We start from the raw sequence: 12,258 nt of genomic DNA, 5'->3' as shown, positions 1-12,258 counted from the left end.
CGGTGGTGGGGATGCTGCTCGGATCGCCTCAGGCCTTCTTGGTGAGGCAGAGCAGGTAGCCGGTGCCACCCGGCTTGATGCTGGAGAAGACGTAACCGTCGTCGCCATCCTTGAAGTACTGGGTGCAGGCGTCCCCGGAGCGGGCCTGCTCCTCGGTCTGCCCGTCGACCCGGCCGACCACGTTGTACACGGCGGCACTGTCGGCGCAGTCGACCACCTTGGCGCCCTCGACCTCGGTCTCCTCGTCGCCGATGGTCTCGGACAGCTCGGCGATGCAGTCACCCGCCTTCGCCTCGGCCGCCTCGTCGGAGTTGAACACGTTGGCCAGGCCGAACTTCAGACCTGCCACCACCGCGAACGCGACGATCGCGCCGACGATGCCGAGCAGCTTCTTCTTGCCACCGGACTTCTTCTCCGGCTCAACCGGCGACGCCGGCTGCACGCCCGCCTCCCCGGGCGTTGCCGGCACGCTCGACGGGTGCTGCGATGCGTCCGGCGCGGGGGGCGGTGCGACCTGCTCTGACACGGGATTTCCTTCCAAATGGTGGATGAGCAGACGACACGGTAAGGGATGATCGGCTCCCCCCGTTGCCCCACCTGCCTCATCCGTTCAGCCAATTCCCAGGTTCCCGGCGTGTCGTCAGGTGGTCGGAGCGAGGCTCCAGGCGATGCCGTCGAGAATGTCGTGCTCGGAGGCGACCACCGAGGCCATGCCCGCCCGCTCCATGATCACGCGGAGCACCAACGCGCCCGCGCCGATCACGTCGGCCCGGCCGGGGTGCATCACCGGGATGGCCAGCCGCTGCTCGCGGGTCATCGCCAGCAGCTCGGCGGTCACCTCCGCCACCCGTTCGTACGACACCCGGGCATGGTGGATCCGGCTCGGGTCGTACTCGGTGAGTCCCTCGGCGATCGCGACCACGGTGGTGACCGAACCGGCGAGCCCGACCAGCGTGGCCGCCTCCCGTCCCGGCACGGCGGCCAGCGCCCGGTCCACCGCCACCGCGATGTCGGCCTGCGCGGCGGCAATCTCGGCCAGGCCGGGCGGGTCGCCGTGCAGGTGCCGCTCGGTCATCCGGACGCAGCCGATGTCCATCGAGATCGCCGCGTCGACACCGCCGGCACGGCTGCCGACGACGAACTCGGTCGAACCACCGCCGATGTCCACCACCAGGTACGGCGACCGCGTGTCGGTGGGCAGCCCGCGCACCGCACCGGTGAAGGAGAGCCGGGCCTCCTCGTCGCCGCTGACCACCTCGGGCGCGACGCCCAGGGTCTGCTCCACCATGGCCCGGAAGTCGGCCGCGTTGGCGGCGTCCCGGGTGGCCGAGGTGGCGACCATGCGTACCCGCTCGGCGCCCAGCTTCTCGATCTCGGCGGCGTAGTCGGCCAGCGCGACCCGGGTCCGCTCGATCGCCTCCGGGGCCAGCCGGCCGGTGGCGTCCACACCCTGGCCGAGCCGGACGATCTCCATCCGTCGGCACACGTCGGCCAGCGGCGCGGACGGTCCGGCCGACGGGGCCGGCAGGTCGGCGATCAGCAACCGGATCGAGTTGGTGCCGCAGTCGATGGCAGCCACGCGCGTCGTCACGACGGCACCCTACCGCCCCCTCGGGGCCCGCCATGTCCGCAGGTTAAACACCGCGCGGTCCAGGCGCGTGGGTACGTTTCTTGTCACTAGGGCGACAAGAAACGTACCCACCGGCGTCATGGCGTTTACCCGGCGTTGCGTCCCCGGCGGGCCCAGCCGACGAACCGGTCGAACAGCGTCGTCGGCTCGGGACCGTCGTGGGGATTGAGGTGGTAGAGGTCGCGCATGGCCTCGTACATCAAGCCTGCGAGGTAGATCGTCAGGCCGGTGAGGTTCCGATCGAACTCGGCGCGGAGCAGGAGCCGCGCCGCAGCGCAGGGCCAGGGCTGCCCGTCGGCCCGGCAGCACCACATCGGCCGCAGCGGGGTGTGCGGGGCATCCGGTCCGGCGGCGCGCGGGTGCTCGGGGTGTGGCCCCCGGGGCGTTGGAGGGGCAGCGGCTGTGTCGGCTCGCGCATCCACTCGGGCAGGTGGGTGCCGCGCCGACGTTGCGGCAGCACGGTGAGGACCACCGTCGGGCAGAGAAATGGACGGGTACGCACATCGGCCTCCATCACACAGGTGATCGGGAGGGGCCGCCCCGGTACGGGGGAATGTCCAGGGGCGGCCCCGACACGAAATCCACCCCGGCCCTTCCTGGATAGGAGCGGATCCGTTGTGCGACAGTCTCGATAGGACCGCATTGATGTCGATAGGTGCTCGCGGCATCTGCGCAGGTCATGGTCGTGGTAGGGCTGTTTTGACAGGCCGTCGGGCGGAATTGGGCAGAGGTGGGGAATCGATGAGCAACGCAATCGACTACGTACGCGAGGAACTGCGCCTGCTCCGGGCCCACCTCCGGTCGAGCCAGGACGATTTCGGTCGTGTCATCGGCTATTCCGGATCACACGTCAGCTCGGTCGAGACCGGCGGTCGACCGCCCACGAAGGACTACATGCTCGCCGTCGACCGCGCCCACGACCCGGCCTTCGATCCGGAGGCGGCGGAGGGCCGGTTCACCCGGATGCTCCGCGAGCTGTCGAAGCTGGAGCAGACGCCGTCGTGGCTGCGGGAGTGGATCGAGCTGGAACGCGACGCGGTACTACTGCGCTGGTACGAGCCGGCGTTCGTGCCGGGCGTCTTCCAGACGGAGGCATATGCACGGGGCATGATGGACAACGGCCTGCTCCTGCCCGCCCAGATCGATCAGCGGGTCGCGTCCCGACTGGACCGGCAGGCGATCCTCACCCGCGACGTGCCGGTACCGGTGGTGGCGGTGCTCGACGCGATGGTGCTCCGGCGGGGGATCAACGGCCACCCCGACATCGTGCGGGAGCAGCTCGAACACCTGGTCAAGATCTCCGAGCTGCCGCACGTCCAGATCCTCGTGGTGCCGGAGGAGACGGGGATCTACCCTGGGTTGCAGGGAGGCTTCATCCTGGCCACTCTGAGCGACGGCTCAGTGGTGGCCCACCTCGACCACCAGGTCCGAGCACAGATCGTGAACCACACCGACGACCTGGCCACCCTTCAACGGACCTGGGAGGCGGTCCGGGGTGAGGCGCTCCCCCGCAGGCAGTCCCTCGAACTGATCAAGGAAGCGGCGCAGAGATGGACATGACAGTTGCCAGGTGGCGCAAGTCGACCTACTCCGGCACCAACGGCGGGTCGTGTGTGGAGGTGGCCGACAACCTGACCGGCGTCGTCCTCGTGCGCGACACGAAGGACCGCGACGGCGGCACGCTCGCCTTCACCCCGACCTCCTGGGCGAGCTTCGTCGGCCTGGCCAAGAAGAGCGCCTGAGCCGACACCAGCGCAGCAGCCCCCGACCAAGCCGGGGGCTGCTGCGTTTTCAGAGGCGCAGCAGCATGCGGGTGTTGCCGAGGGTGTTCGGCTTGACCCGTTCCAGGTCGAGGAACTCGGCGACGCCCTCGTCGTACGAGCGCAGCAGCTGCTCGTAGACCGGCTGCGGCACCGGGGCGCCGTCGATCTCGGTGAAGCCGAACGAGCCGAAGAACCGGGTCTCGAAGGTGAGTACGAAGATCCGGGCCACGCCCAGCTCCCGGGCGGCCTCGATCAGCTCGGCGACGATCCGGTGCCCGATCCGCTTGCCGCGGCAGGTCGGGTCGACCGCGACGGTGCGGATCTCGGCCAGGTCCTCCCACATCACGTGCAGGGCACCGCAGCCCACCACCGCGCCGTCGGAGACCCGGCTGGCGACCCGGAACTCCTGCACGTCCTCGTAGAGCGTCACGGTCGCCTTGCTGAGCAGCCGGCGATCGTCGGTGTAGGTGTCCACCAGCCGCCGGATCGCCCGCACGTCGGCGGTCCGGGCCCGCCGGAGCACGATGTCGCCGTCGGCAGCGCCGGCCGGGTCGGGCTGATCCGGTCGGGTCACGGCCGAAAGACCGTCCGGGTTCACCCGGCGTCCGGCACGTCGACGCAGGGGCCGGCCGTCCACCACGGCTCGACCAGCTCCAGCGTCTCGTCGCCGAACGGGTTCACCCCCGGCCCCGCGCCGAGCGCGTGGCCGAGATGAACATGCAGGCACTTCACCCGGCCGGGCATCCCGCCCGCCGAGACCCCGGCGATCTCGGGCACCTCGGCGATGGCGTCCCGGCGGGTCAGATAGTCCTCGTGCGCCGCACGGTACTGAGCGGCCAGTTCCGGGTCGGTGGCCAGCCGCTCCGCCATCTCCCGCATCAACCCGGCCGACTCCAGCCGGCTGCACGCGGCCGTCGCCCGGGGACAGGTCAGGTAGAACAGCGTCGGAAACGGGGTGCCGTCGGCGAGTCGGGGCGTCGTCTCCACCACGTCGGGCAGGCCACACGGGCAGCGGTGGGCCACCGCCCGGGTCCCTCGCGGCGGGCGTCCGAGCTGCGCGGCCACCGCGGCAAGGTCGGCCTCGGTGGCCGGCTCCCGCTTGGGTGGGGGTACGGAAGCCGCCGCCGGCTCCTGCGGTGGTACGACAGTCACGGTGCCATCTCTCGTTCGGTGCTCAGTTGTCGGTGCTCACTCGTCGATCAGATTGGCGTCGGCCGCCCGCACGCTCGACCAGAGGGTGTCGTACCACGCGTCCGGCGTGGCCGGGGTCGCCGGGTCACCGGCGACACCCGCGTCCCGGGCGGCACCGGCCGGGTCTTCGAGCAGGATCACCATCTTCTCGCCGGGCCGGGTCATGAAGAACCGTTCCCGGGCCTTGGTCTCGATGTACGCGTCGTCGTCCCACTTCGCCGCCCGTTCGGCCAGTTCCGCGATCAACTCGCGCTGGGCCGCCTGGGCGGCCTCCATCCGCTCGATGTCGGCCTGCTGGTCGAGGTAGACCCGGACGGGATAGGTGTAGGCGAGCGCAAGGGCGATCAACACCGCGAACAGCACGGTGGCCCGCCCGGTGAGACCTCGGGATTGGGGTGCGGAGAGCCGTGTGACGCCGCCGGCCCCGGTACGCCGGGCGGCGGCGGGCCGCTTGGCGGAGCGTACGCCCTCGGCACCGCGGGTGGTCGACGGCGCCCGGCCGGCGGCGGCGCGCGACTCGGCGCGGATTCCGCCGTCCCGGACCGTACCCCGGCCGGTGCCGGTCCGACCGGTGCGACCCGGCCGGCGAACCGGACGCTGACCACCTGGTGTGCGGCGCTGCTGCATCACACCCCTCCCCCGAGGTCCAGCTTCCGTCAGGCGGAACGGTAACGCGGGAAGGCGCCCGCCCCGGCGTACCGCGCCGCGTCGGCCAGCTCCTCCTCGATCCGCAGGAGCTGGTTGTACTTGGCCACCCGGTCCGAGCGGGCCGGGGCACCGGTCTTGATCTGGCCACAGCCGGTGGCCACCGCCAGGTCGGCGATGGTGGTGTCCTCGGTCTCGCCGGAACGGTGGCTCATCATGCACTTGAAGCCGGCCCGGTGGGCCAGCTCGACCGCGTCCAGCGTCTCGGTCAGCGAACCGATCTGGTTGACCTTGACCAGCACCGCGTTCGCCGCCTGCTCGGCGATGCCCCGGGCGATGCGCTGCGGGTTGGTGACGAACAGGTCGTCACCGACGATCTGGATCCGGTCGCCGATCGCCGCGGTCAGCGTCTGCCAGCCGCTCCAGTCGTCCTCGGCCAGCGGGTCCTCGATGGAGACGATCGGGTACGCGTCGGCGAGCTTGGTGTAGTACTCACTCATCTCCTCGGCGGTCTTGGCGACCCCCTCGAAGGTGTAGCTGCCGTTGGCGAAGAACTCGGTGGCGGCCACGTCGAGGGCGAAGACGATGTCGGTGCCGAGCCGGTAGCCGGCCTTCTCCACCGCCTCGGCGATCAGGTCCAGGGCGGCGGCGTTGGTGGGCAGGTTCGGGGCGAAGCCGCCCTCGTCGCCGAGCCCAGTCGACAGGTCCTTCTTCTTGAGCACCGACTTGAGCGCGTGGTAGACCTCGGCACCGGAGCGCAGCGCCTCGCGGAAGCTCGGCGCGCCGATCGGCGCGATCATGAACTCCTGGATGTCGACGTTGCTGTCGGCGTGCGCCCCACCGTTGAGGATGTTCATCATCGGCACCGGCAGCAGGTGCGCGTTCGGCCCGCCCAGGTAGCGGAAGAGGCTCAGCTCGGCACTGCCGGCCGCGGCCTTGGCCACCGCCAACGAAACCCCGAGGATGGCGTTGGCGCCCAGCTCGGCCTTGTTGTCGGTGCCGTCGATGTCGAGCATCTTCTGGTCGATGACCCGCTGCTCGCTGGCCTCGTACCCGATCAGCTGGTCGACGATCCGGTCCTCGATGTTGGCGACCGCCTTCTCCACTCCCTTGCCCAGGTAGCGGTCCTTGTCACCGTCGCGCAGCTCGATCGCCTCGAAGGCGCCGGTCGATGCGCCGGAGGGCACCGCCGCCCGGGAGATCGTCCCGTCGTCGAGCCCGACCTCGACCTCGACGGTCGGGTTGCCCCGCGAGTCCAGGATCTCCCGAGCCTCGATTACCTCGATGGTTGCCACTGAGTCGCTCCTCGTTCATGTCGTCTCGTGCCGTATGGGCCGCGACGGTGCGGCAGAGGCAGGTGTTGAACGCAGCGTATCGGTCCCCGCCCGCCGGGGCGGCGACCGGGCGGGCTGTGGCCCGCAGTTCGGCCCCCGACGGGTCGGACATTCCCGGATTCTCGTGCCTCAACCGGCAACGAGTTTGCACGAGCGGGACCCGATCGATCAGGCTGGTCGCCATGCCCGCCGCCTCGACCACCCTTCGTACGCTCGCCGTGTCGGTCATAACGTTGCTCACCGTGACCGGCTGTCAGGCTCTGGACGACGCCGGTCGGGCCATGGGGCGGGCCGACATCGTCAACGAGCTCGCCGCCCGGATGGACCGGGCGCTGGAACTGACCTACTCGGCGGAGTACCAGCTTCCCGGCGGGCGGACCGCGTCGATCGCCCAGTCCCAGGACCCGGCCCGGTCCGCGTACGAGTGGCCGGGCGGGAAGTTGACGGTCACTGCCGAGGCGACCACCCGCTGCGACACCGACAGCGGCCGGACGGTCTGCACCATCGAGGCGCCGCCCGCCCCCAACAGCAAGCCCTCGGTGGTCGTCTTCGCCGCGGCCGAACGGGCAGGTCAGGTCACGCCACCGATGGTGATGGGGCTGCTGACCGCCGCCGCGCTGGACCCGGAGGCGGCCATCACGCAGAGCGACACCACGGTCGCCGGGCACCTCGCCACCTGTGTCGACGTACGCCAGACCGCCGAGAGTTTCTCCGCCTGCGTGACCGGGGAGGGTGCGCTGGGCAGCTTCACCGGCCAGGTCGACGGCCAGCCGGTGGAGCTGGCGCTGAGCCGCTACCGGGAGCAGGTCGACGGGGCGGCGTTCGACCTGCCGCCGGGCGCCGGCGTGGTGGACCGCCGGGCCGCCGGCTCCTGACGACGGGCCTCACACGCCGAGCAGGGTCCGCAGGTGACGTGGGGGCGGGCAGTCGTGGGCGAGCATCTCGTCGTGCCAGGCGCGTAGCGGCACATCGTGCGGGCGGGCCGCGGCGATCGCGGCCACCTCGCTGTAGCCGACGAAGTACGTGGACAGCTGGGCGGAGGTGAGCAGGGCGCGGCGCCACTTGCCCGCCGCCTCGCCCTCCTCCTGGAAGCCGCGCCCGGTGAGCAGCGCCATCCCCTCGGCCTCGGGCAGTTCCTCGGCGTGCACCAGTTGGTCGAGCAACGCGTTGAGGGTCATCCGCAGCTGCATCTTCAGCTGCTGCAACCGCACCGGTAGGCCGCCGAAGCCGGCCCCGGCCATCAGCTCCTCGGCGTAGACCGCCCAACCTTCGATGAACGGGCCGGACCGGGTCAGCGCGCGGACCCGGGTGGAGCCGGCGTGGCGGCGGGCGTGGGCGAGCTGGAGGAAATGCCCGGGCATCGCCTCGTGCACGGTCAGGTCGCGGACCATGTGGTCGTTGTACTCGCGGTAGAACGACTCCACCCGATGCGCCGGCCAGTCCGCCGGGGTCGGCGCGATGCAGTAGAACGTCGGCAGGTCGGCGGTTTCCAGCGCACCGGGCGCGTCGCAGTAGGCCACCGCCACGCCGCGGGCGAACTGCGGCATCACCTCGATCACGCACGGGTCGTCCGGCACGGTCACCAGGTCGTGGGCCCGAACGAAGTCGGTCGCCTCGTCCAGGGTGATCGATGCCAGGTCGACGATGGTGTGGTCGTCGGGGTGCTCGGCGGCGAGCAGGTCCAGCGCCCGGCGTACCGTCTCGTCGTCGGCCGGGCCACCGACCAGCTCGACCGCCGCCGCGCGGATCTCCTCGGTGACCCGGTCGAGGTTGGCCCAGGCGCGGCGCTGGATCTCCGCGGCGCTCAGCTCCGTGTCGAGGGTGTGCCAGAGCTGGGCCTCCCAGCGGCGCCGGCCCAGCCGGGGGTCGCGCCCGGGGCCGGCGTCGGCGGCCAGGTCGACGCGCAGCCAGGCGACGAACTCCTCCAGCGCGGCGATCGCCGCGGTGGCGGCCAGCTCGACCCGGCGGTACAGCGCGGGCGCCTGCGCGAGCAGCGCCGGCACCTCGTCGCGGATCAGCGCCGCCACGCCGGTGAACTGCCCGACCGCCGTCTCGGCGTGGATCCGCGGCATGTCGCTCAGCGTCGCGCGTGCGGTGGCCAGGGCGTCGGGTACGGCGTCCAGCCGCCCGGCGAGGCTGGTGAGCCGGACCTCGGCCGGAGCGTACGGGCGGGCGACCAGGGCGTGCAGCAGCGGTCCGGGGTTGTGCCGCAGTGGATCCCACTCGTGCGCCCGGATCTCGGTCAGCTCGAACAGCTCCCGGTCGACCAGGGCGCTGAGCAGTGCGTGGTCGACCTGCTCCTCCGCCGGCAGGGACAGCTCGTCGCACTCAGCGAGCGCGTCGGCCGCCTCGCGCAGCATCCCGACGTCGACCGCGACGGCATCGGCGGAGCGGTCGGGCAGTCGGTCGTCGAACCGGTGGTCACCGGCGTGGGACGCCAGGTCCGGGCTGGTTTCCAGCAGCGCATCGACGATCCGCTCGGCCAACGGCACGAAGGAGGACATGCGGGCACCCTACAAGCCGATTGGCGCGGTCAACACTTTGCCGGGTGCTCGGTCAAGGCCCCTGGGCAGGCACGCCCCATGATCATCCCGGCTTCCCATCTTGTCGACACCCCGAGTGCGTCCAGGATTCTTCCGATGTCGGATGTGACGGTGCGCTGGGACACTCCGAGCAGTCGCGCGACGGTGGCATCTTTTGCACCCCGGGCCAGGAGGGCGGCGATGTCGACCTGGCGCTCGGTGAGGCGGGCGAGCCCGGGTACGTCGTAGATCGGCACCGCCTGCCGCTTGGCCTCCTCCCAGATTTCACAGAACATGGCCACCAGCGACCTGTCCGCGCACAACCATGCCGTCGGCCGTCCCCCGGGGCTGACCGGTCCCGGGAAGAGCGCGAGACGCTCGTCGATAGCGATGCCCATCAGATGCACCGGGGCCACCCAGGTGTCCGGGTGGCAGGGTGCGAGGAGTGACAGGTAGTCATTGGGCGAGGCGATCAGATGACCCTTGAGCTTCCGGGCCCGGGTGCGTCGGTTGAGGTCTCGTTCTCGCCGCAACGGGTCGAAGAACATCTGCGGTTGCAGGTTGTAAACGGCCGATCGGGTGGAACGCTCCAAAACGACAAGCCGGTCCAAGATCGCCGGTAACCCTTCGGCGAAGGGCATCATGGCGCGATCATGAACGCCCAGTTGCTGGACGGCCCGGATCCGGTCCATCACCACCGACCGCAACGCGAACGACCTGCGTTCGAGGGTTTCGGTGCCGGAGGAATCCCTTTCGGCGGCAGGGACACGAGTCGCTTCTGCCATCACAACCCCCTGATTGCTGCGACGCCCACGTGATCGCCCATCGTGCCACGCTCGACGTCCTACGTGAAGTGGTCCGACACCCGACAAAAGGCAAAAGGCCCTGGCTTGCGGGGAAACGACTTCCCCAGCATGCAAGGACCTGATGCTCACAGCACGGCTTGGTCACTTGGTGATGTAGTGGCACTGACGAGCAATGAGAGTGCTGTTGGAGTAGATTTCCGCGCAGGACTTGCCATAGCGCACGATGCGATTGGTGTAGTCAATCCGGCCCGCACTCCTCGTGCAGGTGTAGTTGGTCGCGCCCTGGTTCCGGTAGTACAGCGTGTTGTTCGTGTCGTAGTAGACGAAGTCCATCCGCCAGTTGCAGAGATTGGCCGCGGACGAAGCGTCCGCCCACTGACGTTGGATGTTGTTGTCGTTACCGATGATTTCGTGTTCCAGGATGCCGCTGGGGAAGCACTTGCCACCTACGCAGAAGGCGCCCCATGTCTGAATACCGCGCGCCCCGGCGATGGCGGGCTGTTGGGCGGCGACGAGCAGGGCAACGGTGGCGGCAACGGCAACCATGAGATGGCGCAGGATTCCGCGCTTTCGCGGGTAGGTCGACTGAGACACTGATACCCCTTATTTGCGTTCCGCACGGACCTCCGGTCTCCGCAGCCAACCCTGACACGGTTTCCGTGATCGACCCTGATACCGGAGATTCGCGGCCCAGGACTGGGCCGACACCCACTGTCGTCTATGTCTCACCCTCAGCGGGAGCTGCTTGCGGGTACCAGCAGGATGCTTGACAGTGCCGTCGCCCGGCTGCTATTCGGCGGCGCGGACCGCGGCGGCGTATGCCAGGGTGACTCGGCGCAGCGCGGCCTCGGCGTTCAGCCCGGCGTCACGGGCCGCCGCCACGGTGGCCAGCAGGCTGGCCCCGAGCTGTTGCTCGGCGGCCAGGGAATCCGCCGAGCCAGCCGCCGCCACATCGTCCGTCGGGGGCGGCACCGGCACCGTGAGGCCGGCCCGGCCGGCACGTTCCAGGATCTTCGCCGCCAGGGCGAGCGCGGGTTGGCTCAGCGCGATGCCGTCGAGCACCGAGTCGCGGGCCTTCTCGGCCTGCTTGATCCGCTCCCAGCTCGCGGTGATCTCGTCCAGGGTGCCCGCCTCGGCACCGGCGAATACGTGCGGATTGCGGCGGATCATCTTGTCGACCAGCCCACCGGCCACGTCGTCCACGTTCCACCGCTCGCCCTCGGGCAGCTCCTCGGCCAGCCGGGCGTGCAGCACCACCTGGAGCAGCACGTCACCCAGTTCCTCGCGCAGCGCGTCGGTGTCCCCGGCGCTGATCGCGTCGTACGCCTCGTAGCACTCCTCCAGCAGGAAACCGGCCAGGCTGCGGTGGGTCTGCGCCCGCTTCCACGGGTCACCGCCGGGCGCGAGCAGCCGGTCCAGCACGGCCACCGCGTCGAGCAACCGGGCCCCGGGCGGATCCCACGAGCCGTACATCAGCTCCAGTTCCGCCAGGCCCGGTTCGCGGGCCAGCCGCAGGCCCAGCTCCCGGGCCAGCGTCTCGTCCCCGGCCGGGCCGGCCAGCCAGACCACCGTCCCGTGCGCCGCCACCGCGTCCAGCAGCGCGGGCACCGCCGGGCCGTCGAGCATCCGCACCTCGGCACCGGCCGCCCGGATCGCCGTGGTCAGCTCGCTCTCCGCCCCGGCCAGCACCGGTGCGGCACGTACGACGTCCCAGGCGCCCGCCGTCAGCAAACCGGCTGGCAACCGAGGTGAGGTCACCAGTAGGACGATCCGCGCCGACATGCTCAGCCGGTGACCGTCTGGGTCACCTCGTCGCCGGTCGGCTCGGTCGACGTCAGCTTCGGCTTCGGCGTGGAGACGTCGCTGACCGGGCCGTCCGTGTCGAGGTAGGGCAGCGAGTAGAAGATCAGCGCCTGGCCGTTGCTCACCACCGACGGCACGGCGATCGGCTGGTAGCGCGGGTTGATCGAGGTGCCGGCCCGCTCCGCCTCCTCTTGGAGGGCGACGCCGAGCGCGACCCCGCTGCGGATGAAGCCACCCTCGCCGAAGATCTGCCGGACCTGCTCCACGGAGAGCCCGGGCTCCAGGCCCGCGGGCTCCTGCAGCTCCCGGTAGACGGCCATCACCGCCTCGTCGCTCAGCTCTGCCGGCGGCGGCAACTGCTGGCCCAGCGCCTGGAAGATGTCCGCCCACTCGCCCCAGAGCTTCGTGTACTCGGCGGTGGCCGGCAGACGCAGCCCCTGCTGGAGCTGCTCCGGGACGATCTCGTCGGGCACCTGCAGGTTCTTCTCCGCCACGACCCGCTTGCCCAGCTCGAGGCTGACCAGCAGGTTGACCACGTCCTGCCGGGTCACGGCGGCCTGGAGG

15 protein-coding genes are annotated in these 12,258 nt (G+C 70.5%); 3 read left to right on the top strand and 12 right to left on the bottom strand.

Translation table 11 applies throughout. The features are described 5' to 3' along the window. Positions 1-28: 28 nt before the first annotated feature. The 3 genes from AB0M52_RS21325 to AB0M52_RS21315 form a co-directional block, all read right to left on the bottom strand. Positions 29-526 carry a hypothetical protein gene (locus tag AB0M52_RS21325; RefSeq protein ID WP_363956274.1) on the bottom strand — a complete coding sequence of 166 codons (498 nt, stop codon included), beginning with the start codon at positions 524-526 and terminating at the stop codon, positions 29-31. 114 nt (positions 527-640) lie between these two features. Further along, entirely contained in the window at positions 641-1,579 is a 939-nt protein-coding gene (locus tag AB0M52_RS21320; RefSeq protein WP_363956280.1) for a Ppx/GppA phosphatase family protein, read from the bottom strand. Between the two features lie 137 nt (positions 1,580-1,716). Further along, positions 1,717-2,052 (bottom strand): hypothetical protein, encoded by a 336-nt coding sequence (locus tag AB0M52_RS21315; protein ID WP_363956271.1) that lies wholly within the window; start codon positions 2,050-2,052, stop codon positions 1,717-1,719. 319 nt (positions 2,053-2,371) lie between these two features. Between AB0M52_RS21315 and AB0M52_RS21310 the strand changes: the two genes are divergently transcribed. Both AB0M52_RS21310 and AB0M52_RS21305 read left to right on the top strand, forming a co-directional pair. Next, complete coding sequence (locus AB0M52_RS21310) at positions 2,372-3,190, top strand: helix-turn-helix transcriptional regulator (protein ID WP_363956269.1); 819 nt, start codon at positions 2,372-2,374, stop codon at positions 3,188-3,190. Then, positions 3,187-3,372, top strand: coding sequence for a DUF397 domain-containing protein (locus tag AB0M52_RS21305; protein WP_363956277.1), 186 nt, complete (start codon positions 3,187-3,189; stop codon positions 3,370-3,372). The genes AB0M52_RS21310 and AB0M52_RS21305 overlap by 4 nt, the downstream gene beginning before the upstream one ends. Positions 3,373-3,421: 49 nt before the next feature. On the opposite strand, the gene AB0M52_RS21300 is transcribed toward AB0M52_RS21305, so the two are convergent. Genes AB0M52_RS21300 through eno form a run of 4 tightly spaced genes read right to left on the bottom strand, consistent with a single transcriptional unit; the run spans position 3,422 to position 6,524 of the window. Then, positions 3,422-3,967: an amino-acid N-acetyltransferase gene (locus AB0M52_RS21300; RefSeq protein ID WP_363956266.1), complete on the bottom strand. Its 546-nt coding sequence runs from the start codon at positions 3,965-3,967 to the stop codon at positions 3,422-3,424. A gap of 20 nt (positions 3,968-3,987) precedes the next feature. Then, positions 3,988-4,545, bottom strand: a complete 558-nt coding sequence (locus tag AB0M52_RS21295; RefSeq protein WP_363956263.1) for a DUF501 domain-containing protein — start codon at positions 4,543-4,545, stop codon at positions 3,988-3,990. Between the two features lie 36 nt (positions 4,546-4,581). Beyond that, on the bottom strand, positions 4,582-5,211 hold the full coding sequence (locus AB0M52_RS21290) for a septum formation initiator family protein (protein WP_363956261.1): 630 nt from the start codon (positions 5,209-5,211) through the stop codon (positions 4,582-4,584). A 29-nt stretch (positions 5,212-5,240) separates the two neighbouring features. After that, positions 5,241-6,524, bottom strand: coding sequence for a phosphopyruvate hydratase (gene eno, locus AB0M52_RS21285; RefSeq protein ID WP_363956258.1), 1,284 nt, complete (start codon positions 6,522-6,524; stop codon positions 5,241-5,243). A 221-nt stretch (positions 6,525-6,745) separates the two neighbouring features. Here eno and AB0M52_RS21280 point away from each other — a divergent pair, with 221 nt between their 5' ends. Continuing rightward, complete coding sequence (locus tag AB0M52_RS21280) at positions 6,746-7,438, top strand: hypothetical protein (protein ID WP_363956255.1); 693 nt, start codon at positions 6,746-6,748, stop codon at positions 7,436-7,438. Positions 7,439-7,447: 9 nt separating this feature from the next. Here AB0M52_RS21280 and AB0M52_RS21275 read toward each other — a convergent pair whose 3' ends face one another. The 5 genes from AB0M52_RS21275 to AB0M52_RS21255 form a co-directional block, all read right to left on the bottom strand. Continuing rightward, positions 7,448-9,067, bottom strand: coding sequence for a DUF885 domain-containing protein (locus AB0M52_RS21275; RefSeq protein ID WP_363956253.1), 1,620 nt, complete (start codon positions 9,065-9,067; stop codon positions 7,448-7,450). Positions 9,068-9,096: 29 nt separating this feature from the next. Further along, positions 9,097-9,870: a helix-turn-helix transcriptional regulator gene (locus AB0M52_RS21270; protein WP_363956250.1), complete on the bottom strand. Its 774-nt coding sequence runs from the start codon at positions 9,868-9,870 to the stop codon at positions 9,097-9,099. 162 nt (positions 9,871-10,032) lie between these two features. Beyond that, on the bottom strand, positions 10,033-10,485 hold the full coding sequence (locus AB0M52_RS21265; RefSeq protein WP_363956247.1) for a hypothetical protein: 453 nt from the start codon (positions 10,483-10,485) through the stop codon (positions 10,033-10,035). 195 nt (positions 10,486-10,680) lie between these two features. Continuing rightward, on the bottom strand, positions 10,681-11,673 hold the full coding sequence (locus AB0M52_RS21260; protein WP_363956244.1) for a nucleoside triphosphate pyrophosphohydrolase: 993 nt from the start codon (positions 11,671-11,673) through the stop codon (positions 10,681-10,683). 2 nt (positions 11,674-11,675) lie between these two features. After that, positions 11,676-12,258, bottom strand: a 583-nt coding sequence (locus AB0M52_RS21255) for a hypothetical protein (protein ID WP_363956241.1), incomplete at its 5' end; no start/stop codon positions are given.

The sequence above is a fragment of the Micromonospora sp. NPDC051296 genome, assembly GCF_040682255.1.
In the GTDB taxonomy this organism is placed as follows: Bacteria; Actinomycetota; Actinomycetes; order Mycobacteriales; family Micromonosporaceae; genus Micromonospora; species Micromonospora craterilacus.
The sequence above is the reverse complement of the archived record's forward strand: the minus strand, read 5'-3'. Positions and strand labels throughout refer to the sequence as shown.

What these genes read in the sequence shown, in the direction of transcription:
- AB0M52_RS21290 (WP_363956261.1), bottom strand. Translation starts at nt 5,211, where the DNA reads ATGCAGCAGCGCCGCACACCAGGTGGTCAGCGTCCGGTTCGCCGGCCG.
- AB0M52_RS21270 (WP_363956250.1), bottom strand. Translation starts at nt 9,870, where the DNA reads ATGGCAGAAGCGACTCGTGTCCCTGCCGCCGAAAGGGATTCCTCCGGC.
- AB0M52_RS21305 (WP_363956277.1), top strand. Translation starts at nt 3,187, where the DNA reads ATGACAGTTGCCAGGTGGCGCAAGTCGACCTACTCCGGCACCAACGGC.
- AB0M52_RS21275 (WP_363956253.1), bottom strand. Translation starts at nt 9,067, where the DNA reads ATGTCCTCCTTCGTGCCGTTGGCCGAGCGGATCGTCGATGCGCTGCTG.
- AB0M52_RS21260 (WP_363956244.1), bottom strand. Translation starts at nt 11,673, where the DNA reads ATGTCGGCGCGGATCGTCCTACTGGTGACCTCACCTCGGTTGCCAGCC.
- AB0M52_RS21280 (WP_363956255.1), top strand. Translation starts at nt 6,746, where the DNA reads ATGCCCGCCGCCTCGACCACCCTTCGTACGCTCGCCGTGTCGGTCATA.
- AB0M52_RS21310 (WP_363956269.1), top strand. Translation starts at nt 2,372, where the DNA reads ATGAGCAACGCAATCGACTACGTACGCGAGGAACTGCGCCTGCTCCGG.